The organism is Arthrobacter sp. N199823 (assembly GCF_002929705.1).
Taxonomy (GTDB): domain Bacteria; phylum Actinomycetota; class Actinomycetes; order Actinomycetales; family Micrococcaceae; genus Specibacter.
This window is the reverse complement of sequence record NZ_PJIN01000001.1, coordinates 64,340-87,506: the sequence shown is the minus strand read 5'-3', so window position 1 is coordinate 87,506 and position 23,167 is coordinate 64,340. Positions and strand designations below refer to the sequence as shown.

Below are 23,167 nucleotides of genomic sequence, written 5' to 3'. Positions count from 1 at the left end.
AAGCTTCCGGACGCTGCGGGCGCAAATTCGTTGCCATTACAGCCAACGAGGGCCCAAGTAGTCCTTCTGGCGAAATCGACTACATACCATCGCGATTCTCGCAACCCTGAGTTTCATGGCGAGTGTGGGCGATCGAGCCTCACGAACGTTGGCGGTGCAGTTCCGTGGTTCTTCCCGCCGTGTCAAGGACACCGATCAGGAACTCCACGAGTTTCCCGCTCGCTTCCCCTCACCGTCGAGATATTGGCGAACAACCGCCAGCGTGAACTCAAAGGACTACACCTGCTTAGCTGCTTTGTTTTCCAATGGTGGTCTACCCCAGATCTTGAACCAACTCTCTAACTGGCAGCTAGCCGCTGCTCGGCTGTCAATGAACGATATGAACGCATGAAAAACTCCCCGAGAGTAACGAACAGCAGCCACGAGTGATTCTTCGTGGGCCAGGTGCCAGCGCGGGCTTGCCTAGATGAAGAGATCAGTTCCTTCGGCCCAGCAGAAATTTACGCATCCGCCCTGGATGGAAGATCTGCCGCCCGCACAGGGCTCAGCGAGGCCATCGCCACCGATTTCACACAGCAATTTCGCACACGTGCGGCGGCGGTTGTGGTTTGAGAAACCAGGGAAAACCCAGCACATCACCATTGAAAGGTTTCATACACTCGACAACTTAGCGACACAAATTGGTCATTATCGACATTTCTTAAGTAAAAGCCTTGACTTGTGGACATCACATGCCGTTCCATTGGGTTAATCAGTAGTGACGTAGATCACACATGCAATAGATCCGCATCACAGCTGAACCACCAATGACCCTAAGGAGTGCGGATGCACCGCTTCGCCGTAGACCCCGGCTCGACCGATATCAGCCCCGTGTCTTTCCACCCCGTCCTCTGGATTTGTGCCGCGGCTGTGTTCGCGGTCATCGTGCTCCAGTCGGTTATCTACCTGCGCGCAATCCGGAAGGCCGCCAGCTCAGCCAACCTCACGGATGAGCAGGTCATGGGCTCGGTCCGCCGCGGCGGCATCGCCGCGATCGGCCCTTCGCTCGCCGTTGCCCTCGTCGCGATCTCGCTTCTGCCGCTCTTTAGCACCCCGGCTGTCTTGACGCGCATCGGACTCGTTGGCTCCGCGGCGTTCGACGTTGCCGCGGCCGGCCTCGCGGCCCAGTCCCAGGGCGCGATGCTCGGCGGCCCCACCTACACCCAGAAAGTCTTCGCTATTGGTTTTGCCGCAATGACTCTCGGCGGTCTCGTGTGGATGCTCACTGCGCTCATCCTCACCCCCATCCTGGCCAAGGGTGACAAGACGCTGCGCACGGTCAACCCGGCCATCATGACAGTGGTCCCCACGGCCGCGATTCTCGCCGCCTTCATCACGCTCGCGCTTACCGAGACCACCAAGTCAGGGGTCCACGTCCTGACGTTATTGGTCTCCGCAGCCGTCATGGGACTGTGCATCGCCGGTGCGAAGTTCTTGAAGAAGCCCTGGCTGCGCGAATGGGGTCTCGGCATCGCCATCTTCGTTGCCCTTGCCGCCGCCTTCCTTGCCACTGCCAAGTAATACGAGCCTAGGAGAACCGCTCATGTCATCTAAGACCGCAACCCTCACCGGGCTCGCTGCATTCGATCGCACCACATCCATTTGGGGCCCCGTCACCTTGGGCCTAGGATTCCTCGTCTCACTCGCGGCAGCGCTCTTCACAGCGTTCGGCACGGGATTGGGCATTACGGGCCACGAGGTGTGGACCGCGTTCGCCATCGTCTTCGCAACATTCGGCATCATTGCCGTCGTTGAGCCGATTGCTTACTATCCAATCCTCGGCCGCTCCGCCATGTACCAGGCGTTTATGATCGGCAACATCGCCAACAAGCTGCTCCCGGCCGCACTCATCGCCCAGACAGATCTCGGTGAGAAGCCGGGCACGCGCAGGGCCGAGCTCATCGCGGGCGCTGCCATCATCGGCGCGGCAACCGTCCACATCGTCACGCTCATCGTCTTCGTGGGTTTCCTCGGCACCTGGCTCCTGGGTCTTTTGCCGGAGGGGCTGATCGCGGTGGCCCGCCTCTACATCCTCTCGGCCGTCTTTGGCGCCGTGACCATCCAGGCCATCGTGTCGATGAAGAACGCCCGCACCACCATCATCGCCGCAGTAGTCGCAGCCATTGTGGTGTACGGCGTGATCCGGATCGCGCCGGCGCTCACCAACTATGCAACGGCAATCTCCGTCATCGCCGTGATCATCGTGGCGTGGTTCGCCCGGAAGCGTACCGCAACTGATGCCACCGAGGCCCCGGCCTCCATTGGACACTAAAGACTAAGCACTAGGCACTGCAGCAAAACCTCACCTCAGTGACACGAAAGGCCACCATGACTGACACCACCACCACCGTTGCCCTCGCCGCGGGCATCGAGGTCCCCCAGAGCTTCATTGCCGAGCACATCGAGATGTACAAGGCGTATCACCGCGCACCGGAGCTGTCCTCGGAAGAGCACCGAACCGCCGAATCAATTGAGGCCCGGTTGACGGAGCTGGGCATCGAGCACTTCCGCTCGGGTGGGACCGGCGTCGTCGGTCTCCTCACAAACGGCGAGGGGCCAACTGTCGGCTTCCGCGCGGACACGGACGGCTTGCCAATAGCGGAGGCTACCGGCCTGGACTACGCCAGCACGGCGACCGGCATTCTGCCCGACGGCAGTGAAGCACCCACCATGCATGGCTGCGGCCACGACACGCACATAACAACGGCCCTCGCCGCCGCTGCGTACCTGACGGCGAATCGCGATGCCTGGCACGGGACAATTGTGCTCCTCTTCCAGCCCGGCGAGGAGACGGCCTGGGGCGCCAAGGCCATGGTCGACGACGGCTTGTGGGACCGTGCCCCGCGCCCCGAAGTGGTTCTCGCCCAACACGTGATGCCCGCCAAGGCTGGTACGTTCTCACTACGCGCCGGAAACATGGCGAGCTTGGCCGATTCCTGGCGGATTACCGTCCGCGGCCGCCAAGCCCACGGCTCGCAGCCGGAAATGTCGCTGGATCCCATTGTCGCCGCGGCCTCAATGGTTCTGCGCCTCCAGACCATTGTCTCCAGGGAACTTGCCCCGATCACACCGGCGGTGGTCACGGTGGGCACCTTCCACGCTGGCCTCAAGGAGAACATCATCCCGGAAACCGCCGAGTTCAGCGTCAATGTGCGCACACCCGACGAGGACGTCCGCGCCCACGTCTTAGGCTCGATTCGCCGCATTGTCGCCGCCGAGGCCGCCGCCTCCGGCATTGACGAGCCCGCGATTGTGGAGATCAACCGTTTCCCGCGCCTCTTCAATGACGCCGAGCACACGGCGCGCGCAACAGCGGCACTCCAGGCAGGCTTCGGCTCCGAGTCCGTCATCGCTGCACCACTCGGCATGGGCTCGGAGGATGCAGGCTGGCTCGGGGATGCGATCGGCGTCCCGGTGGTCTTTTGGTCCTTCGGCGCGTTCCCCGCTAAGGCGTTCGCCGACGGCTCATCCCCCGCCGGCAATCACTCTCCGCACTTCGCACCCAACGCCGAGCTAGCCGTGGTCAACGGCACTGGCGCGGCCCTTGCGGTGCTCCTGGAGTACCTCGGCAAGTAGCCAGCGTACGACGGCGGGCACCTCCCCGCCGTCGTACACACACCTTCCCAAGGCGCCTCCTCATGGGGTGGCTGGGCGAGAGCGACGCCTGAGGATGGAATAATGATGCCCATGCTTGACACCCTTGACACCCAGATCGTGGCCGCACTCATTCGCAATGGTAGAGCACCGTGGCGGCTCATTGCCGAGGTGCTGGAGCAGCAGGAACGCACCGTAGCCCGCCGCGGCAACAGGCTCCTAGCGTCCGGGGTGGTGCGGGTGCAGTCGTTCCCAAGCCCGGCAGCAATCTCGGTGGTGGAGGTGGATCTATACATGCTCCGCGTGGCCGCCGCACCGTCAGCCATCACCGCGATCGGGACCTGGCTTTCCGAGCGGCCGGAGACCCACTGGGTCAGCGCGCTGGCCGGAGCGAGCGAGTGCATTGTTGAGCTGTTCTTGGAACGCGAAGCTGTTAGCGGCTTCCTCCACGGTGAACTTGCCGCCTTGGACGGCATCCAAAATCTCTCGCTGGAACCGATCTTCGAGTACTACCGCACGGTCTCAGGCTGGCGGCCGGACATTCTTACCCTGGACCAGTACCAGACACTCAGTTCCTCCGAGCTCCCGCATCTCGCCACGAGGTACACGGAGCTCGGCATGCCGCTGCTGGACGAGCCAAACCGTGCCCTGGCCGAGCTTCTCCGTGCCAACGGTCGCATCACCATCGAAGAGCTAGCCGCTGGCCTCGGCATGTCCAAACCAACCGCAAGCCGCCGCCTTGAGACACTCATCGCCGACGGTGCCGTGTACGTGCGGGCGATCCTCGACCCGGCGTCGATCGGTTATCCCGTCGAGGGCCTCCTGAGTGTTCACGTCCAGGCTGCCTCGCTGGAGGCCGCGGGACTGTACCTCGCGAATCTTCCCACAACGCGTTGGGCCGCCAATGTTTCTGGCCGCATCCTGGTCCAGACCGCTGCCCGAAGCCTCGCGGAACTGCGTAAGGTGATGGAGGACATTGCGGCGCATGCCGGAGTGATTGACGTGGACGTCTCGCTCTTCGCCAGCATCTTCAAGCGCAGCACAGTTGTCTATCAGAACGGAAAGCTTCCCCCCGCTCAAGCCGGGTGATGCACGCACTGCACATCCCGGTGTATTTCCGTCATCATTGAGTCATTTTCGGAAGTTGACCATGTGGGACAGCTTTTTGCCCCAAAAGTGGCCCCCGTGTCCCATAATCAAGAAGTTGCATGCTTTGGGTGGGGCATGAGGCGAAGAGCGTGGGCAGCTGCCCGGGCTCGCAGGTAATCCGGGAGGGGCCGGCTTACCCACCCCGGGGTTATGCCGATCGCCGGGGATATCTAACAGTGGAGGTCTCAGCAATGTCACGGACGGTATTGGCGCTTTTTCACACGAAGAAAACATCACCTCCACCCACGGGGAGACTTTTCCCCCGGCGCGGAAAACATCTGGCAATTTTCGTGGCGGTGAGCCTGTGCATGATGGCAGGAGCAGTTCCGTCCCACGCTGAGAACACGGCAGCGGCAGCGGAGGATCCAGGCCCCGCCGGCAGTTTTGCGTGGAAAGGTTTCAACTGGCAAAAGCGCTTCTGGGGCGGGGCTCCGCAATACAACCAGAGTTTTGATCCGGCCAATGTCAGCGCCCCGGACGCCAACGACTACGTGACCTTGAAGATCTCCAACCCGAGCGGATCGGCGCCGGCAGGAGCTGAACTTCAGTCCACGCGTCAAGGTTTCGGCTATGGGACGTACAGCACCACAGTGGAGAAGAACATCAACCTGCTCCAAAAGGAAGTGGTCTGGGGTTGCCTTTTCCCCTATGACCCCGAAGCGGCGCCAGGTTTCAACGAAATCGATCTGTGTGAAGCTTCTGCCTGGGGAGGCGGAGCTAGCTACGGCGAATCCTGGCCCGTTACCCAAGGTCACGGCTATTGGTTTGATGCCAGCAAACCGGCCGGCGAAGGAAACAGCACCATCACCTTTGACGTGACCAACGATCTCATCCTGACCCACAAGTTGATCTGGGAGCCGGGCAAGCTGACCTTCGAAACATATGCGGGTGAAGGATACTCCGGCACCCTGCTCAAGAGGACTATCATGCAGGGGGCTACTGTCCCCGTGCCCGCCAAGGAAGCAATCCACTTCAACCTTTGGGTCACAGGGGGCGGTGGTGGCGACCCGGCGCATGTGGTGCCGGAAACCGTCGTCGTGCGTGATTTCTCCTTTACACCGAGAGTTGTCCCGCCTCTGACGCTCACAGCGCCTACTCCGACCATTAGTGGTACCTTGCGGACCGGTTATACCTTGACGGCGAATACGGGAACCTGGACCACGGGAACAACCCTGCAGTACCAGTGGTACCGCTCGGGAACAGCCATCCCGGGAGCCACAGCCAAAACGTACAAGCTAGTTCAGGCAGACAAGGGTGCCACCATCAAGGTGCGGGTCACTGGTTCCAAAACCGGTTACACCACGGTCGCCAAGTACTCAGCAGCTACGGCACCCATCGGCTAGCCGGTTGATGCTGCCGGGAACCGTGGCGGAACGTCCGCGGTTCCCGGCAGCATCAGGCCGTGGGATTGCAGTTATGACTTTTGTGCGCGCACCGGGACGATGCGCTTTATTGCCATGCCGAGTGCCAGCATTGCGAAGGCTGCGAGCGCGAACCAAAACAGTTGGCCTGCGCCGGTCATGGCGAGAGCGGCCGATCCTGCGCCTGCGGCCATGGGTGCTGTGGGGTTGTTGTACATGATGATTACCAGACTTTCTTTTTGTTGAAAATTGCATCCGTGTAGGCCTTGGCGTGAACCACCTGCAGGAAGAGGTCAATAATTGTTTCGTACATAGTGGCCGCCAGAAGCATGTATTTCCAGCCACGCAGGCGCACTGTCACGATCCGTTCAATCACGAAGACGCCTGTCACAGCCATCCAGAACGCGTGCACATGCAGGCCCTGACCCGATCCAAGGGCGACGGCGATCGAGGAGAAATACGCCAAGGTCACCAGAACGCCAATCATCGAGAGAATTTGGCGGCCCCAGTAGGGACGGGTGATCTTGGTCCAGCCGTACTGCACGCAGTTCTCCACCGCTCCCCTCTTCCACCGGAGCCGCTGCGCCCACAGCTCACGCCAGGTGGGCATGACCTCGGTGACCAGGGTGCAATCGGCGGGCGAGGCAATGCTGTAGCCCAGGGTGAGTAGCGCGAAGGACAGCTCGTTGTCTTCGGTGAGGACCGAGGTGTCGTAGATGCCGCCGTGGCCGTTGCCAGCCGGCAGCAGCCCCATGATCCGGGCAGTGGAGACGCCTTGGAGAGTGCGGACCCGGAACAGTGCAGCAGTGCCTGTGACAACAAGGCATTTCCCGTGGAGGCGCTTCACATCCCTGGCGTACCGTGCGTACTCATTGCGCTGCAGGTGACCAACGAACCCGCCACCGGGACCCCCGCGAAAAACACCGCCGACGGCGCCGAGGTTGTCGTTGGCGCTCAGGTGGCGCACGGCGTTCTCGATAAAGTCCGGCGACAACTGGGAATCGGCATCCTGGACCAGGATCAAATCATCCGGGTCGGCATCCGCGAGGATCCCGTTCAGGGCGAAGTTCAGCGCACCGGCCTTCTTGTCTGTATTTCCTACGGTACTGATCACCTCGGCACCGAAATCTGCAGCGAGTTGCACTGTGGCATCCGTGCAGTTATCCGCAATGACAATCACGCGATCCGGACGGCGCGTCTGGCGTCCCAGCGATTCGAGGGTATCGATGATCGCTTCGGCCTCATTGTGGGCCGGGACCAGAACTGTCACTACGCCGCCCTTGGCACGATGGGTGCCATGCTGGATGTCCGCGGGGAATTCCTGCAAAGCGCTGGGGAGTTTCCCTGCATCAATCATCTTCTGGTGTTGCATCGGATTCCTCCCCGTGGGCTTGTTTCGCTGTCATTTATTACTTTGACAGCGGCAACTTAACCAACAGACAAGAAACCGTCAGGAATGAAACAGGACTACCGCAGGACTGACGCAGGGAATGCTCAAGACAAGGAATACTCAAGACAGCGCACCAGTGCGGGATGCTCCATGAACCCTAGAATCCAAGCCCCGGCCAGCTCGTGGCCTTAAACCCCCTTAAACGACGAAGGGCCCCTCACACGGGGCCCTTCGCCACTTAATGGCTCAAATATGTGTGCCTTGCGCAGGATCAACATAAGAGGTGGTCAGTTGCCGGGCCGTCTGATTCCCGCAGGCTTGCAGCGCAGCCAATTTCTTGGCTGTTGCGGAGGGACGCCCTGATCCCAAAAGGTGGATAAGGTCATTGGTCAGCTTTCCCAGCTGGGCTGCGCCCACCATCAGGCATGAGCTGCGCAGGCTCAAGGCTGAGTCCAAGGCCTCCTCGTGATGACCCGAGCTGACAGCGTCGTAAATCCGTTCAAAACGCCCCGGCCACATTTCTACGTACCTGCACACAAAACTACGGCAGAGCTCCCGCTCTCCATCGAGGGATTCTTCCAGGGAGTGAAGAGTTGCCGCGCAGACGAGGGGTAATTTAGCAGCTGCCATTCTCTTCGTACGCCTCCTGACCTCTTGGTTATGCCTTTATTGACGTGCCTTGAGTATCAACACTAACGTCCCGAAGGGTGGAAGTACCGAGTATTTAGGCTCATACCCAACTACTTGCGTGAAGCTTAAGTAAACCCTCAAGGAAGGCACTTTTCCCCTAACCTTTCGGTTAGGTTCTAGGCCTGTTCCTTGAGCATCTTGATCTTTTCTTGAGTATTCGCACAGTTCTGGAACCTCTCAGATCACGGTGCGTCTTGACGTGCAGCTTCCCCCGCGTGGCCACGTCTGGGGGCGCTGGCGGCAGAGCTCAGGCAGCCCGGCAGGACAAAACTAACAGTGGTGCCGGCCCCTTTTTTACTGACGAGGCTAATGGTGCCGCCGTGCTTGTCAACGATTGTCTTTGAGATCATTAGCCCCAACCCGATTCCGGGGATTGAGCGCTGCACGGCAGACCTTGCACGAAAGAATTTGCTGAACGCCTGAGCTTGTTCTTCGCTATTCATTCCCATACCTGAGTCCTGGACCTTGCACCACAAATCTGCGCCGTTCGCCGTGACGCTCACCGAGACGGTTCCGCCGTCGGGCGAGTATTTAACTGCATTGGATACTAGGTTATCCAGCACCTGTCCTATCCGCCGGGAGTCGATGAAGGCCTCCAAAGGCGCCTGTACCTGCGAACTCAAGATGACCTTGTTGCGTTCTGCCATAGGAGCGGCCGAGGCCAGGCTGTCCGCGACGAGCCGGACAACGTCGGTCCGCGTCAATTCAAGTGTCACCGAATCTGTGGTCAGCAGGTCCGCGACAAGCGAACTCAAGCGATCCACATTCCGTGAGGCAATGTCGAGGTAATCGTGGATATCCTGCGGCAGCTCCGCCGACTCCTCTAGAACCAGATCCAAGTAGCCGCGGATTGAGGTCAAGGGAGTCCGGAATTCATGAGAGACATTGGCGACGAAGTCGTTTTTCGCCTCGAGGGCAGCCATCATGTCCGTCACATCGTGGAAAGCGATGACGGCGCCGTCGAAATTCCCTTGTTCATCCTTCATGGGGCGTGCCGCGGTGGACACTGCACGGGCCTTGTCCCCAGCGCCCAGCCACACCTGGTAATTGGTGAATTCCTCACCCCTGATGGCGCGCCGAACCGGGCGTTCCTCGGCTGCCACAGGGCTAACCGCATCCACAGCGAAAACCAACAGCTCCTGTTCCTGGGGATCGGCAACATCCTCGGGGAGGGCGTATGTGTGCAGGGCTCGCTGAGTGGTGTTCATGAGCATGTCGTGGCCCTCTGCATCCACTACCACCAAACCGACGGCGACAGTATCAACCACTGTTTCCAAGAGCCTTTCCCGCTGCTGACTACTCTCAAGCGCTGCCCGCAGCTGAACATCCTTGGCTTCAAGCGCCTTGCGTTGGACGTTCATGGTGTTGGTGACAGCGACAACCGTGGTGGCGTAGGCCAGAACCACTATCGGAAAGAGAAGTGGCCGCACCAGCTGCTCAATGGTGAAACCCTCCGTGGCTGTCACCACGGGTAGCCACACGATAAGCAAGGCAGCCACCACGCTGACGGCGACTGACGTCCGTTTTGCCATTCCTGAGGATGCCAGCCAAAAAACGGGAAAGAAGATCAACAGTCCCACAGCCGTGAGGAATTGTTGATTCCCTCCGCGGAATAGCCCCACGGCAATGAAATCCAGATACGGGATGACCAGGACGGCGGCCGGTGGAAACCGTTCCCAAGGGACGGTCAAGGATGCGATCAGCAACAAGACGTGCATCACCAGAGCGGCCACAAACAACGGCTGCTGAAAGGACTGCGGATAAATCACGGCAGCAATTAGGACGGCGACCACCATGATCAGGGAAAGCGGCAGTTGTGTCAGGAAGACCCGTTTCCGTTCACCTCGCAACCGGAAGAGATTATTTCCTGTCTGCTCCCGCGAACCGGTGTCCGTCATGATCGTTTCCATCCTTCAAAGTCGCTGCCACGGGAGGTGCCGCGACCCTTCCGAGAACTCGATGTCCTGCAGGGCGTCACGCGACATGTGACCATCGCACTTTCGGTGCAACGAACCATTGATATCGATAATGCCATACAGCTGTCACTCCCCCGCGGGTGAGACCTCTTTTGGTGTCGAAGAAGAATCGATGACGCACGCGGGGATCACGAAGCTCATGGTGGTTCCCACGCCCAACTGGCTCTCCAAGAGAAGGGACCCGCCATGCGTGTCAATGATGGTCTTGGAGATCATCAGGCCAAGGCCGATGCCCGGTATGCCGCGTTCCACGGCAGTACCCGCCCGGAAGAACTTTTGGAAAACTCCCGCTTGCTCGGAACAGCTCATGCCGAGGCCGGTGTCACTGACGCGGCAGCGCAGATCGGTCCCGTCTGCCCACGCACGGACAGTGAGAGTTCCACCGTCAGGAGAGTACTTCACCGCGTTGGAGATTAGGTTGTCCAGCACCTGGCTGATGCGGACGCCGTCGACCATGGCCAGCAGCGGTTCCTCGCACTGCCAATCGACGGCCACGGAGTTGGCGGCCGCGCCCGGAGCTGCGGAGGCGATGCTGTCGGCCACGATGCGGTTCATATTGGTGGGCGTGCGTTCTACGGTGATTGAGGAGGTGGCGAGAAGGTCTCCCACGAGCCCACCGAGACGTTCGGCATTTCGGTCTGCAATTTTCAGATACTGGCCCACCTCCGGAGGATGTAGTCCCGGGGCCTCAAGGGCCAAGTCAATGTATGACTGGATGGCCGTCAACGGTGTGCGGAATTCGTGGGAAACGTTGGCCACAAAGTCATCCTTCGCGGACAAGGCGTTGACCATGTCGGTGACATCGTGGAAGGCGATGACGGCTCCTTCACTTCTTCCATCGTCGTGCCGCATGATGCGAGCTGTCGTGGACAGGGCCCGGGCCTGCTCGCCGGTGCCAATCCAGATTTGGTAGTTGGTGAATGATTCTCCATTGATGGCACGTCTCACTGGGCGTGCTTCGGGTGCCAAGGACACTCTGTCCGGCGTAAAGAGCAGGAGCTCCTTCTCCTCGGGGTCGGCGATGTCAAGGGGCCGGCCCAAAGTATGAATGGCTACTTGAGCGGAATTCATCAAGCGGTCATGGCCGTGCGCATCCACCACCACCACGCCCACCCCGACGGTGTCGACAACTGTTTCCAGGAGCAGCTCCCGGTGTTGGCTCTCCGCAAGCGCTGCGCGAAGGAGCTTATCCTTGTCCAGCAAGGTATTGCGTTGGCCTTCCATGCTGGTGGTGAGCACCACCACGGTAATCGCGAAGGCGAGCATCATGAACGGAAAGAGGATCGGCCTGATCAGGGCGTCGGCGCTCACCTGGCCCGATTGGAAGACCGGATTCCAAATAATCAGCAAACTCGCCAACGTGCTGGTGGCCACGGCAGTTTTGGGTGCCACGCAAGAGGCGCAGATCCAAAATATGGGGAAGAGTGCCAGCATGCCCGCCGACGATAGCAAGGTCTGGATGCCCTCACGGAATAATGCCACCACAAAAAAATCCATGTACGGAATGACCAGAAACGATGCCGGGTGCAGCTTGTCCCAAGGGACCACGAGGCAGGCCAGCATCAAGAAGCCGTTCAACCATAAGCTGACCACCAGCTGTGAATTGGACAGGAGCCCCGGATATAAGATGCCGATCATGAGGGCCGCCAAAGACACAGTCAAGAAGAATGGCAGCTGGGCCAACATCACCCGTACCCGCTGGGATCGCTGGTAAAAGAGCCGGCCGATGAGCTGATTTGCAGGTGTGTCAGTCAAGATTACTTCCGTTGCTAAACATGCTTCGTCATGCTGGTGTGTTGGCGGCTATGGTCTGTCGCACGGCTAATACACAAAATTGCTGATCGGAGCGGGACAAACCAGGAAACCGCCACTTTAGATAATGCCATACTGGAGATACGGAAGGGCTTGGGGCCCGACGGTCTCGCGTTACAGCAGCAATTTCTTGTTTTTAGTGATTTAGTGGGGGAAAAATGGACAATCCTCGTGTGGCGGTCATCGTTGAAGATGACCAGGATATCCGGGAACTGATCAGCGTCATTCTCAACCAATCAGGATTTGAGGTTCACGCTGCCAGCACCGGTGCCACTGGTGTTGAAGCTGTTCGGCTCAACAATCCTGCCGTTGTGACCCTGGATCTGGGTCTGCCGGATATTGATGGCTTCGAAGTGGCGCGGCAAATCCGCCTGTTCAGCGATGCCTACATCATTATGCTCACGGGCCGGGCAGATGAAATGGACACCCTGATGGGGCTGGAAACCGGAGCCGACGACTACCTCACCAAGCCTTTCCGGCCACGGGAGCTGCGGGCAAGGATCAGCGCCATGATGCGCCGTCCAAGGTTTGCCGGCGACGGCCTTCCCGCTGCAGCAGCGGCAGCCGCACCACCAGCAGTCACTGCACCAAGCGAAAGTACCTCCGGGCCTGCCTCAGGCACTTCGGAAGGTGCAGCTAGTAGCCAGGGGATGAACTCAACGGGCAACGGAGCATCTGCAAGCATCCCGAAAGCGGTGAACGGTCTGGTGCTGAACAGCGGGGACCGTACAGCGGAAGTGGATGGTACCGAATTGGAGTTGACTCGCACCGAATTCGACCTCCTTCATGCACTCGTGGACAGCGGCAAGCAGGTGCGCACCAAGTCTGACCTGGTGCGCCGCCTCCGCGGTGAGGAATACGACGTCGGCTCCTATATTAGTGATGCCGACGAACGGACCATTGAGGTTCATGTCGCCAATTTGCGCCGGAAGTTGGGGGACAATCCGCGAGAACCGCGCTGGATCAAGACTGTCCGGGGCGTGGGTTACCGTCTGGTTCATTAAGCAGCGGCTGTCCGTTTATTCGCATTGGCGGCTTCATATCTCTTGAAGGCCACGGAGCCCCGTGACATCCTGAAATGAGTCACTTCTAGGAGGAATCGTGCAACGGATCGTGCCCAACGTCTGGTGTCAAGGCAACGCGGTGGAGGTTGGAGAGTTCTACTCTGCCGTACTTCCGCAGACGTCAGCGACGACAACAATGACTTATCCAACAGAAGGCTTGTTGGACTTCCAACGCGATTTTGCGGGGCAAGCCCTCGTCGTGGATGTGAGCGTCAGCGGTTACCAGATCCGCCTCATCAACGCAGGAAACGAGTTCCGGCCAACACCCGCTATCTCCTTCATCCTGACCATGGATCCGCTCATGTTCGACGGCGGGGAGGATGAGGCCCGCTCTCGCACCAAGAGTATCTGGGAGGCATTTGTAGATGGAGGCCAGGTGCGCATGGAGTTGGGCGAATATCCGTTCAGCAAGCTCTATGGCTGGGTTGAAGACCGCTTCGGTGTTAACTGGCAGCTGATGCTGAGCGACCCTGCCGGAGAGCGGCGGCCGCCCGTGATTCCACAGTTCCTCTTCACCGGACCCACTGCCCAGGCTCAGCAGGCAATAGATCTCTACACCGGGCTTCTGGCGGATTCAAGCATCGGTATGGTCATGCCTCATCAGGATGCAGCGGCCGGCATCATGTTTGCCGAGTTCAATCTTTCCGGGCAGTGGTTCTCCGCGATGGACGGCGGTACCGATCACGATTTCACGTTCTCACCGGGACTCTCGCTTGAAGTCTCCTGCGCAGATCAGGAGGAGATCGATCGTTTGTGGGAGGTGCTCTCCAGCGTGCCCGAGGCCGAACAATGCGGCTGGGTGGAGGACCGCTTTGGCGTGAGCTGGCAGATCGTGCCGGAGAACATGGGCGAGCTCATGGCGCACCCGGGCGCCTTTTCACGGATGCTGGAGATGAAGAAACTCATCATTGCCGAGCTGTGAGACGTAACCCCTGATGAGCTCCACTACAGGGTGGCACTCATCAGGGGACCACGTCTACAACCTCGTCAGGTGGAGGCGTCAATTTCTCTGATGGTGGTGCCGGAGAACGTTGCCGCTCCGCCGTCGGAGTAGAACGATATTCCTGTGTCTCCTTCGGCGAAGTGCACCTGCTGGGAAAGCACCGTGTGTCCGGCATTGACGAACACTTCAACGCTTTGGGTGTCCACGAAGATTCTCAGATGCATGGAGCGGGCATTCGCATCGATCGGAGCCGCGGCCCGCGAATAGGGTGCCAGTGAGTATCCGCTGAGGTCCGACGGCGCCCGGTCAACGTAGAGTTCGTTGCCGTACTTGCCAATGTTTGTGTGTCGGGATCCGTTGGCGGAGCGTCCCACGGAAACCCCAACGTTGTTCGCGGCATCCCAGCTGACATCGAGTTCGAGCTCGTAGGCGCGGCCGTTGAATGGCAGGGTGAAACTTCCGTTGACCGTCTGGGCAGGCACCGTTGTGGTTGCTGTCGTTTAATTCGTCAATGATCCAATGGGGCTGCTGAGGAGGCTGTATCGGCCGTCGGCCTGATGCGCCAGGCGCAGCTCGCGCACAATGGAGTTCTGGCCGTTGTAGCCGTCGGTTGCGTCCGTGGGTACATCACGGGCGGCGTACTTCCAGTTGTTCATCCACCCGATTGCAAGACGGCGTGTCTCCGGCTCGTTGATGGATGGCCAGGTGACGGCCCCGTACCAGTCCCAGCCCCAGTCCAGCCACTGCGGGGTGAGGTTATCGGCAATGAACTCATCACCGTCCCAGACGCCCATCCAGTAGGCGTAGGTCATGGGCAGGCCAATGCTGTAGGCATCCATGCTGGCTCCGAGCACCCAATGACGGGTGTCGTCGTCGGCCGTCATTTCGAACAAGTCGGGACATTCAACGCCACCGAGGGCGTGGTTGGGGTAGTCAAAGTTGAGCTTGAGGTTCCAGTCGCGCAGGTTCGTTGAGGTGTAAAAGTTTGCATAGCGTGCCCGACCTATCACGCACACCCATTCACTGCGCGCGGTATCCCAATGGATCTTGGGGTCACGGCACCACTCGGCGTTTTCAATTTCGGCCGGCGTTGTTGCGGTGCGACCGTCGGTGTTGACAATGACAGGGTCGGGAAGCGCCGTGAACGTAAACCCGCCGTCGGTTGACCAGTAAAGGTATTGCTCCTGGTATTTGCGGATGCCATCGGTCGGTTTCGTGGCCAGGGCGATGACCGCTCCAGCACCGAATCCGGCGGTGTTGGCGGTGTCGACCACGGCGGATCCCGTCCAAACGGGAAAGTCGGGCTCCAGCGGCATCACGGTGCCTTGGTGGGTGAAGGTGACTGCATCGGTCGTAGTGGCGTGGTCCCAACCACCCGGGCCATTGTTCTGACCGGAGTGCAGGTAGTAAAGCTGGTAGGCGCCATTGGTGGTGACGGGTCGTTGTGGGTCGCAGAGCCAGCCGGACGGCGGGGTCATATGGTATTTGGCGCGGAGGGAGACCTGGGCTTGCGCAGCGGCGGGCAAGCCTCCGCTCATCATCAGCGCCAGGGCGCCGGTTCCGGCGCCTTGCAAGAGACTCCGGCGGGAGATTTTGGGCATCATGATTTGCTTCCTTTCAAGGTCTGGCGGGCGCACGGGGGCGCCCGCCAGGGTCAATTGGCAGTTGCAGAACAGAGAGGTGGATCAGAGGCGGACTGGGGAGCGTCCTGGCAGAGAGGGCCGTGCAGGCGTTTCAGATTCACGGACATCTTGCAGAAGAACCGAAACATGTCCCGGCAGTTCGGCTGCAAACCGAGCAGTCACCGGACCGGAGCCCAGGAGAACAAGGTTAGCTGCGGTAGCTTCGCCGTCGTTGATGAACAGTTCCAGCAGCGGGCCGTCAAGGCTCAGAAGCAGCCGTACCGGCGCCAGCACATCGAGAGCAACGGTGCTCGTCGATGGGAAGGCTGCATGGACCGCTTGCACAGCGGCGCCTTGGCGGGTGACGCGCAAGGCGCCGGTTGCGGGCGAGTGCTCAATGACCACCTCGGACTCGGCGTCGCCCTGCAGGGTCAGCCGAAGCTGTCCCGTGGTGTTCGGATCCCACTGAAGTTCCATGAGCGAATGCCCGCTCAAGGTCATGTGGATGGGTTGGGCCAGGCTCATTCGGGCTGCGGGATCTGCCGCAAGGAGTTGTTCCTGGATGAATTTCGGCGGTTGCTGGATGAGCCGCGGGGATCCGCCGATGGTGCGCAGCGACAACCGGCGGGGTAACGACATGGCACCACGCCACGGTGCTGACGGAATCTCGCGGGCGTAGCTCCAGTTGCTCATCCAAGCCATCATGACTTTTTCGCCGGCTGGTGCGTTGTCGAAGGTGACGCCCGCATAGAAGTCCCGCCCGTGATCAAGGCGGGTCAGCTCGGAGGAGTCCGCGGTAAACGTTGTGCCGTCAAAGTCGCCGATGAGATAGCTCATCGAGGATCCCTCGGGGTCCGCGTCCTCGCCCACCGGGTTGGTGCTGATCAGCAGTACCCAGCGGATGGTGTCTGGATCCCCATCCACCGGCAGCGCAACGAGATCCGGGCATTCCCAGACCACCCCGTCCACTCCCAGAGGACCAAAGGCGCTCTGGTACTCCCAGGTGTGCAGGTCGGTGGATGAGTAAAAGAGCACCTGCCGGTCATCCGCCTCGACGGCCAGCATTATCCACCGAAGCTCTCCCCCGGCATCCGCATAGCGAATCACCTTGGGGTCGCGGAACGCGCTGGTGTTGCGATCCAGGATGGGGTTGCTGGGGTCCGTCTCCCAAGTGAAACCACCGTCGGTACTGTTCGCCCGGGACTGAGCTTGGTGTCCGTCGTCGTAAGCGCTCGTATAGTACGCGGTCAGAAGCGGCCCGACGTCGGACGCAGACGCCACGATGGAACCGGAGAAAATCTGCTCCCCCTCGCGATGCGGCAGCGCCACGGGATGCTCGGTCCAGTGCTGCAGATCTGTGCTGGTGGCATGGCCCCAGCTCATATTGCCCCAGTCCGGACCCTCGGGATTGTATTGATAGTAGAGGTGCCACAGGCCGCGATCGTAAACAAGACCGTTGGGGTCATTCATCCAGTTGCGTTGCGGGGTGAAGTGGAAGGCAGGCCTGCGCATCAGAGGATCTGTTTGATTCACGGTGACTTCCTTAGATCGATTGCCGAGGGATGGGTGGACAGGCAATGCGGGTGGGAACGGTGTCCGAGGAATGCTCGATGCCAAGGAGCATGCGTATCCCGGCTGCGCCAAGCTCGTAGTGCGGCAGGGCCACTGTCGACAATGGCGGACGCAGGTGGGCGGCAATGACGTCTTGATTGTCGAAACCCATGACGGCGATGTCCTCAGGAATCCGGAGCCCTTGTTCGCGCAGCCCGTCGTAAAGGCCCATGGCCACGCGGTCGTTGTGGCAGAACACTGCCGTGGCCCCGGAATTTATGATGCTGGGTGTGGACGCGTATCCCCCTTCTTGTTCAGGGGCTGCGGGGAACACGAGTGATTCTTCGTAACTGAGTCCTGCCGCTTCCAGTGCGGCGCGGTACCCGGCAAGGCGTCCGCTTTGCGCCGGAGAGGGCGTGGTGGTGTTGATGAAGGCAATCTTGGTGTGACCGGCGTCCAGCAGCTCCCGGGTGGCGGTGCGCCCGCCTTCCTCCTCGTCAGGGACGACGGAGGGTAGTCCGCTTCCAGCCGCAAAGCAGTTCACGAGCACGGTGTCCGTCTGGTGGAGGGTGGCAGGAACTGTGATCTCTCGGTGGTACCAGCTCGAGTACAGGATTCCGTGGACCTGGTGCTCCAGCATCATGGCGATGGCCTCGTCCTCGGCTGCCTGGTTGCCATCGGTGTTCGCGACGAGGAGAACGTAGCCGTTTTTCCACGCTTCGTCCTGGGCCCCGTGGATGATCTGCCCGGCGAAGGGGGTGGTGGCAATGGCGTCGGCCACCAGGCCGATGAAGCGGGACGTGCCGTTGGCGAGGGTTTGGGCCAGCATGTTGGGCCGGTAGCCCAGCTGTGCCACAACCTCCAGCACGCGGTGCCGGGCTTCGTCGCCGATGCGGGCACCGGGCTTGTTGTTCACCACTACTGACACTGTGGCAACAGAAACGCCAGCCGCCTTGGCGACATCCCGCATCGTTACGGTGTGGGCGCCTTTGCCCGGTTCTACGCTGGTCATCCCTTGGTTGCTCCACTCTCGAGACCGCTAATCATGGCTTTGTTCAGGACAAGGAATACCAACAGCAGCGGCGTGACTGTCACGCAGACGGCGGCGAAAGTCGCGGTCCAGTCGGTATTACCCATCGCTCCAATGTAGTTCTGCAAACCCAGCGGAATGGTCTTCAGCCCGTCGGAAAGCACAAACGTGTTGGCAAAGATGAAATCGTTCCAGATAAAGATGCTGTTGACCAGCACCACTGTGATGATGGTATTCACCGACAGCGGGAACGTGATCTGGCTGAATATCCGGAACGGGCCGGCACCATCAAGGGATGCTGCCTCATACAGTTCCCGCGGGATGTACTCATAGAAGGAGCTAAACAGGTACACGGCCATGGGCATCGCGAAGGCAGCGAGCGGGATGATCATGGACATGTGTGTGTCCAACAGGCCGATCTTGGAATAGTCGATGAACAGCGGGACGAGGGCAATCTGCACGGGAACAATGATGCCAAGGAGGAACAGTGCGCGCACCAGGCCACTCAGGCGGAAGCCAAGAACCTGCAGGGCGTAGGCCGCCATCATTCCGGCAATGACGATCAGCACGCTCGATCCGAGCGTGACGATGAAACTGTTAAGGATGTTCAGCCACAAGTTACCCGTTGCAAAAGCGCGGGAGTAGTTTTCCAGCGTGAATTCTGAAGGCAGCGCAAACGGATTCCCGGAAGCAAAATCCGACGCTGTTCGGAAGCTGGTCAAAAACAGCCACGCCATGGGATAAACCTGCACAACGACGATCAGCACAATCGTCGCCGTCAGCAGCATCCGCTGCACGCGAATCCGCTTGGGCTTCCTGGCTTGCACGCGTGGTTTTACTGGCATGGGCGTGGTGGGCGCGGTGAGAACTGGCGCACTCATGAGTCGTCCCTTCGACGAAGGAGTAGGAAGATCAGGCCAACGGCGACGAGGCACTCAACAACGATGAAGACTGAAATCGCGCTGGCGTAGCCATAGTCGGTGTGCACAAAAGCCGTCTTGTACATGTAGGTGGTCAGCAGTTCCGAGGACTGTCCGGGGCCACCGTTGGTGAGCAGGTACGGGATGTCGAAGCCGCGAAGGGCAAAGGTGGTTGCCATGATGGTGGTCGTGATCCAGACGGGCCGGATGTACTGGAAACGGATCCGCCAAAATACCTGCCACCATGAGGCGCCATCCAGGCGCGCCGCTTCCTCGAGCTCACGGGGAACGGCCAACAGTGCCGCATAAATGATGAGCATGTACAGGCCGGTGAAGCGCCAGCCTTCGGGAATGGATACCGCGGCAAGGACCGTCTGGACGTTGGAGAGCCAGGCTGTTTGCAGCCCGCCAAGACCAACCCAGTCCAAGACCTGGTTGAGCAGGCCCGCCGGTTCCAGCGAGTAGATTCGCTGGAACAAAAACGCGATGGCCACGGTGGAGATGACGGCGGGGAGCAGGTAGAGCGTCTTGACGACTTCGCGGGCTCGCCGGATTCCGGTCAGGAGTCCGGCCACCATGAGCGCACCGCCGAGTTGCAGCACCAGGCAGATCACCAGGTAGCCGAGGGCGTTGCCGAAGGCCGTCCAAAACACGTCGTCGCGGGTGAACATCTTGGCGTAGTTGTCCAGCCCGATGAACTTCATATCGGTAATGCCGTCCCAACGGAAGAAGCTCAAGAAGAGCGACTGCACTATGGGGAGCAGGACCGCCAGCCCGTAAAGGACCAGGGGTGGGATGAGGAAGACGGCAACGGCGAGTTTGGAACGGCCCGGCAGCATGGTTGCCATGGGCTTGCTTTTTCGCGGTGGCCTGAGAGCCTTTCGGTCTCCGCTTGTTTGCGCTGTACTAGCCATTGTTGTTCTCCGCCAGGCTTGCATCCATGGTGGAGATGAACTCCTCGGGCTTGATGTCGCCCTGGACCAGGAGGGTCAGTTCCTGCTGCAGGCGGGTGTTCGTGGCCGGGTCCAGCTGGGTGTCCCACGGCATGGCGATGGATTTGCCTACGGTGTTGGCCTGTTCAACGGATCGCTTGTACAGGCCTGTGGCGTCGGCAGGGATGGTGGTTTCGGCCGTCGTCGTCGGGGAAAGCGCACCGGTGCCGGCATAAACTTCTGGGTACTTGTTGAGGGCGAAGGCCAGGAAGTCGCGGACCAGCGGGTCATAGGTCTTGGCGTTGATGGCCATGCCGATGCCCGACGGCGTCACGTACTCATTTGCCTCGGTGACGGCTCCGTCGATGCCCGGAAGGGTGAAGTAGTCCACCGAATCGCGGACACCGGCGTCAAGCTTTTGGGTGGCGAGGTTGCCTAGTTCCCAGGTGCCGATGTTGTACACGGCTGCCTTGCCCGAGGTGAAAAGTGCCTGCGCATCAGCGTAACCGGTTGATGAGAAACCTTCCTGGAAGCATCCCGCCTGGCCCAAGTTGTAGAGCCATTCCGCGGCTGCCTTGCCGGCAGGATCGGAAAACTTTGCTTTGCCGTTCTTGAGATTTTGGACGAATTCGGGGCCGGCCATCCGGAAGGGGTAGTACGCCATGTAGCGTTCCAGCGGCCACTGATCCTGCCCGTCCAGGGCGATGGGCGTGATGCCTTTCGCACGGAGCGCCGTGCACATCTGCGGGAAATCATCGAGGGACTTGGGGGTTTCAACACCTGCGCTCTTGAACAGCGCGGAGTTGTACCAGAAGAACTCGAGCTGGAATTCAAAGGGAACCATGTAGAGGGAACCGTCATCGAAGCGCTGGTAGTCGAGGGCTGCGGGCCTGAAGTCCTTTTTCAGGTCAAGGTCCGTCAGCAGCGTGTCAACATCGATCATGCGGTCCTGGCTGGCCAGCTTCTGTGCAAACGGCGTTGCGTCCGTGTCGAAGAGTTCGGGCAGCTTGTTCGCGGCCGCGAGCGTTTCGTACTTTTGAATGTACGACGGGCGATCGGGTGTGGTGATGAGGTTAAGTGAGAATCCCGGATGATCGGTGGCGTACTCTGCCGCGATTTCCTTCATGGCCGTGATAACGCCGCCGTCGGCTGGCCGGGAAAGGAGCCAGGAAATTTCGCGGGGAACAATCTCGCCCTGAGGGTCGACGTCGTTTGGCTGGGTCCCGCTGGCTGCTCCCGAGCAGCTGGCGAGGGCCAGTGCGGCGGCGACAGCCGCTGCCAATAAGGCGGTCTTGCGCTTGGTAATTGTCATGGCAATAATCTCCATTGATTGATCGATGGCACAGTTGATAAAACGTGAGGTGGGTCTAGATCAGGGCGGCGACGAGTTCGGCCTCCGGGATGGGCGAAGCCGCGACTGCGCCACGGGTGAACAGGGAAAACTCGGTGACGGTGACGTCTCCCTCGCCGACAAACACGCCAACGCGGCCTGTTGGCCGGTCGTAGATGCGGGTGCTCAGGACAGTGGAGTTGTCAACGGTTGCTACGCAAAGGTCGCCGTCCACGATGACTTCGAGTTCGTGTTCGCCAGGTTCAAGAATGACGGGCCGCTCAAGTTCGACGGCGTGGGGAACGTCGCCGGAGATCTGCCATTGTTCGGCGCCGGTGGCGCAGCGCGGCCATCGGTCGAAGACAAGCCGTCCGCGCTTCGGTTCCAGGCGCAGGCTGTACCCTTCATCGCCGTCGGCACTTGCCCGCAACAGGATGCCGCATTCGCTCGTATTCTCGTCAATGTCGAAGCGGGCCACAAGCCTAAATGCGTCCGGAGCGTCCTCTTCAGTAAGGATGTCCGAGTAGCCGTCAGGGGCGGTGAGCTGGGCTACGGGGATGCTGTTTTCCACTTGATCGGTGAAAGTTTCCCGCAGTTCTTGAGCCGGATGGAACGCCAGCGTGCCGTCGTCGCGCTGTTCGGCTTCGAGAACTGACATGGTGCCGGCCCATTGCCAGGCGCCGTCGTCGGTGGCGCCTTCGCGTGATGCGATCCAGCCAAAGAAGAAGCGGCGGCCGTTCCGGGCGGCCGATTTGGCAGCATAGTAAGCGCGCCCATCCAGTGAATCGTGCTCTGGCACAATCCACGGGCCGGCCAGGCTTCGTGCCATGCGGTAGCGGGTGGTGAAGGCTTCACTGAACTCGGAGTACACCAGATACCACCATTCCCCCCACTGGAACACCTCTGGGCATTCATGGGCAATGTAGCGGCGCGGGTCCCAAAAGGGTGCGGCCGGCTTCCATTGTTTGAGGTCCTCGGACGTGCATTGGGCAATTACGCCCCGGCGCCGTGCCGGGCCATCGTTGTGGCGTGCGGTGATGAGCATCCTCCAGAGTTGCTCGTCCTCGTCCCAGAAGACGAAGGGGTCGCGCCAGTCTGCTGTTTCGTAGCCTGCAGTGGCTCCGAAGGTGTGTTCATCGTGTCTCTGCCAGGACTGCATGCCGTCATTGCTGGTGGCATGCATCACGAGCTGGAGTGCCAGTCCGTCGGCCCCCGTCTTGGCCGGATTTTGGCCCGTGTAGAAGGCGTGGTGCACGCCGGTTGCATCGCGCACAATGCTTCCGGTGTAGATGTTGAAGTCCGCAGATGCCGGCCCGTTCGACGCGAGCGACTCGCCGGTTTCATGGAAATCAACAACATTTTCCGTCACCACACGATGCCAAGGCATCCCCTCTTTGGGGCTCTGGCGGGTCTCATGCAGGTAGAACAAATGGAACACACCATCTTCCTGCCAGGGGATCACATCCCCCACCCAAGCCTCGGTTGGTTTGTAAAAGCCACGCTGCTTCATAGTTGCCTCAAAATAGTTGGTTAACCGCTTATTCATGACCATAAGGGCAGTCAGAAACTTTGGTCAAGCGGTTAAGCAAATATTTCTCGAAATATTTCCCATGGGCTCGATGTGATTCATAACATCTGCGCGGAGGGGTCTTTGCGGCCCATTGAAGACCATCCAAGCCCCACCCAAATCAGGCGCATGGGACTTTTTTGCGTCACCCGGCAGCGCCTAATTTCGCAGGAACTTACCCCCAACAGCCGCAGGGA

At 60.1% G+C, this 23,167-nt stretch carries 18 protein-coding genes and 1 pseudogene; 7 read left to right on the top strand and 12 right to left on the bottom strand.

What is annotated here, in order from left to right; all coding sequences use genetic code 11:
• The first annotated feature begins 825 nt into the window (after positions 1-825).
• The 5 genes from CXQ93_RS00370 (at position 826) to CXQ93_RS00350 (ending at position 6,125) form a co-directional block, all read left to right on the top strand.
• Positions 826-1,560: a DUF5058 family protein gene (locus CXQ93_RS00370; RefSeq protein WP_104108525.1), complete on the top strand. Its 735-nt coding sequence runs from the start codon at positions 826-828 to the stop codon at positions 1,558-1,560.
• A gap of 22 nt (positions 1,561-1,582) precedes the next feature.
• Positions 1,583-2,311 (top strand): hypothetical protein, encoded by a 729-nt coding sequence (locus CXQ93_RS00365; protein WP_104108524.1) that lies wholly within the window; start codon positions 1,583-1,585, stop codon positions 2,309-2,311.
• Positions 2,312-2,367: 56 nt separating this feature from the next.
• Positions 2,368-3,615, top strand: coding sequence for an amidohydrolase (locus CXQ93_RS00360; protein WP_104109131.1), 1,248 nt, complete (start codon positions 2,368-2,370; stop codon positions 3,613-3,615).
• 111 nt (positions 3,616-3,726) lie between these two features.
• Positions 3,727-4,722, top strand: a complete 996-nt coding sequence (locus CXQ93_RS00355) for an Lrp/AsnC family transcriptional regulator (protein WP_181035994.1) — start codon at positions 3,727-3,729, stop codon at positions 4,720-4,722.
• 368 nt (positions 4,723-5,090) lie between these two features.
• Positions 5,091-6,125 carry a hypothetical protein gene (locus CXQ93_RS00350; RefSeq protein WP_104108522.1) on the top strand — a complete coding sequence of 345 codons (1,035 nt, stop codon included), beginning with the start codon at positions 5,091-5,093 and terminating at the stop codon, positions 6,123-6,125.
• Between the two features lie 71 nt (positions 6,126-6,196).
• On the opposite strand, the gene CXQ93_RS20555 is transcribed toward CXQ93_RS00350, so the two are convergent.
• From CXQ93_RS20555 to CXQ93_RS00330, 5 genes are all read right to left on the bottom strand, one after another.
• Positions 6,197-6,361: a hypothetical protein gene (locus tag CXQ93_RS20555; RefSeq protein WP_181035993.1), complete on the bottom strand. Its 165-nt coding sequence runs from the start codon at positions 6,359-6,361 to the stop codon at positions 6,197-6,199.
• A gap of 5 nt (positions 6,362-6,366) precedes the next feature.
• Positions 6,367-7,515, bottom strand: coding sequence for a glycosyltransferase family 2 protein (locus tag CXQ93_RS00345; protein ID WP_258068496.1), 1,149 nt, complete (start codon positions 7,513-7,515; stop codon positions 6,367-6,369).
• Between the two features lie 264 nt (positions 7,516-7,779).
• Positions 7,780-8,163 (bottom strand): Hpt domain-containing protein, encoded by a 384-nt coding sequence (locus tag CXQ93_RS00340; protein WP_146073119.1) that lies wholly within the window; start codon positions 8,161-8,163, stop codon positions 7,780-7,782.
• Positions 8,164-8,405: 242 nt separating this feature from the next.
• The gene (locus tag CXQ93_RS00335; protein ID WP_181035992.1) at positions 8,406-10,121 is read right to left on the bottom strand and encodes a cell wall metabolism sensor histidine kinase WalK; all 1,716 of its coding nucleotides are present in this window, start codon (positions 10,119-10,121) and stop codon (positions 8,406-8,408) included.
• A 144-nt stretch (positions 10,122-10,265) separates the two neighbouring features.
• Positions 10,266-11,954, bottom strand: a complete 1,689-nt coding sequence (locus CXQ93_RS00330; protein ID WP_104108519.1) for a cell wall metabolism sensor histidine kinase WalK — start codon at positions 11,952-11,954, stop codon at positions 10,266-10,268.
• 215 nt (positions 11,955-12,169) lie between these two features.
• On the opposite strand from CXQ93_RS00330, the gene CXQ93_RS00325 reads away from it, so the two are divergent.
• Both CXQ93_RS00325 and CXQ93_RS00320 read left to right on the top strand, forming a co-directional pair.
• Positions 12,170-13,015, top strand: a complete 846-nt coding sequence (locus tag CXQ93_RS00325; RefSeq protein ID WP_104108518.1) for a response regulator transcription factor — start codon at positions 12,170-12,172, stop codon at positions 13,013-13,015.
• Between the two features lie 97 nt (positions 13,016-13,112).
• Positions 13,113-13,997: a VOC family protein gene (locus tag CXQ93_RS00320; protein WP_104108517.1), complete on the top strand. Its 885-nt coding sequence runs from the start codon at positions 13,113-13,115 to the stop codon at positions 13,995-13,997.
• A gap of 65 nt (positions 13,998-14,062) precedes the next feature.
• Here the strand turns inward: CXQ93_RS00320 and CXQ93_RS00315 are convergent.
• The 7 genes and pseudogenes from CXQ93_RS00315 to CXQ93_RS00285 all read right to left on the bottom strand — a co-directional run bounded on the left by CXQ93_RS00315 (position 14,063) and on the right by CXQ93_RS00285 (position 22,913).
• Positions 14,063-15,622 (bottom strand): annotated as a pseudogene (locus CXQ93_RS00315) (glycoside hydrolase family 32 protein).
• Between the two features lie 81 nt (positions 15,623-15,703).
• Positions 15,704-17,173, bottom strand: a complete 1,470-nt coding sequence (locus tag CXQ93_RS00310) for a glycoside hydrolase family 32 protein (RefSeq protein WP_104108516.1) — start codon at positions 17,171-17,173, stop codon at positions 15,704-15,706.
• 10 nt (positions 17,174-17,183) lie between these two features.
• Positions 17,184-18,203 (bottom strand): LacI family DNA-binding transcriptional regulator, encoded by a 1,020-nt coding sequence (locus tag CXQ93_RS00305; RefSeq protein WP_104108515.1) that lies wholly within the window; start codon positions 18,201-18,203, stop codon positions 17,184-17,186.
• Positions 18,200-19,102 carry a carbohydrate ABC transporter permease gene (locus CXQ93_RS00300; RefSeq protein WP_104108514.1) on the bottom strand — a complete coding sequence of 301 codons (903 nt, stop codon included), beginning with the start codon at positions 19,100-19,102 and terminating at the stop codon, positions 18,200-18,202. Before CXQ93_RS00300 ends, CXQ93_RS00305 begins: the two co-directional genes overlap by 4 nt.
• A complete protein-coding gene (locus tag CXQ93_RS00295; protein ID WP_104109129.1) occupies positions 19,099-19,980 on the bottom strand; it encodes a carbohydrate ABC transporter permease in 882 nt (293 codons plus the stop codon). The genes CXQ93_RS00300 and CXQ93_RS00295 overlap by 4 nt, the downstream gene beginning before the upstream one ends.
• Before the next feature lie 67 nt (positions 19,981-20,047).
• Positions 20,048-21,385: an ABC transporter substrate-binding protein gene (locus CXQ93_RS00290; RefSeq protein ID WP_104108513.1), complete on the bottom strand. Its 1,338-nt coding sequence runs from the start codon at positions 21,383-21,385 to the stop codon at positions 20,048-20,050.
• 55 nt (positions 21,386-21,440) lie between these two features.
• The gene (locus CXQ93_RS00285) at positions 21,441-22,913 is read right to left on the bottom strand and encodes a glycoside hydrolase family 32 protein (RefSeq protein WP_104108512.1); all 1,473 of its coding nucleotides are present in this window, start codon (positions 22,911-22,913) and stop codon (positions 21,441-21,443) included.
• Between the last annotated feature and the right edge of the window lie 254 nt (positions 22,914-23,167).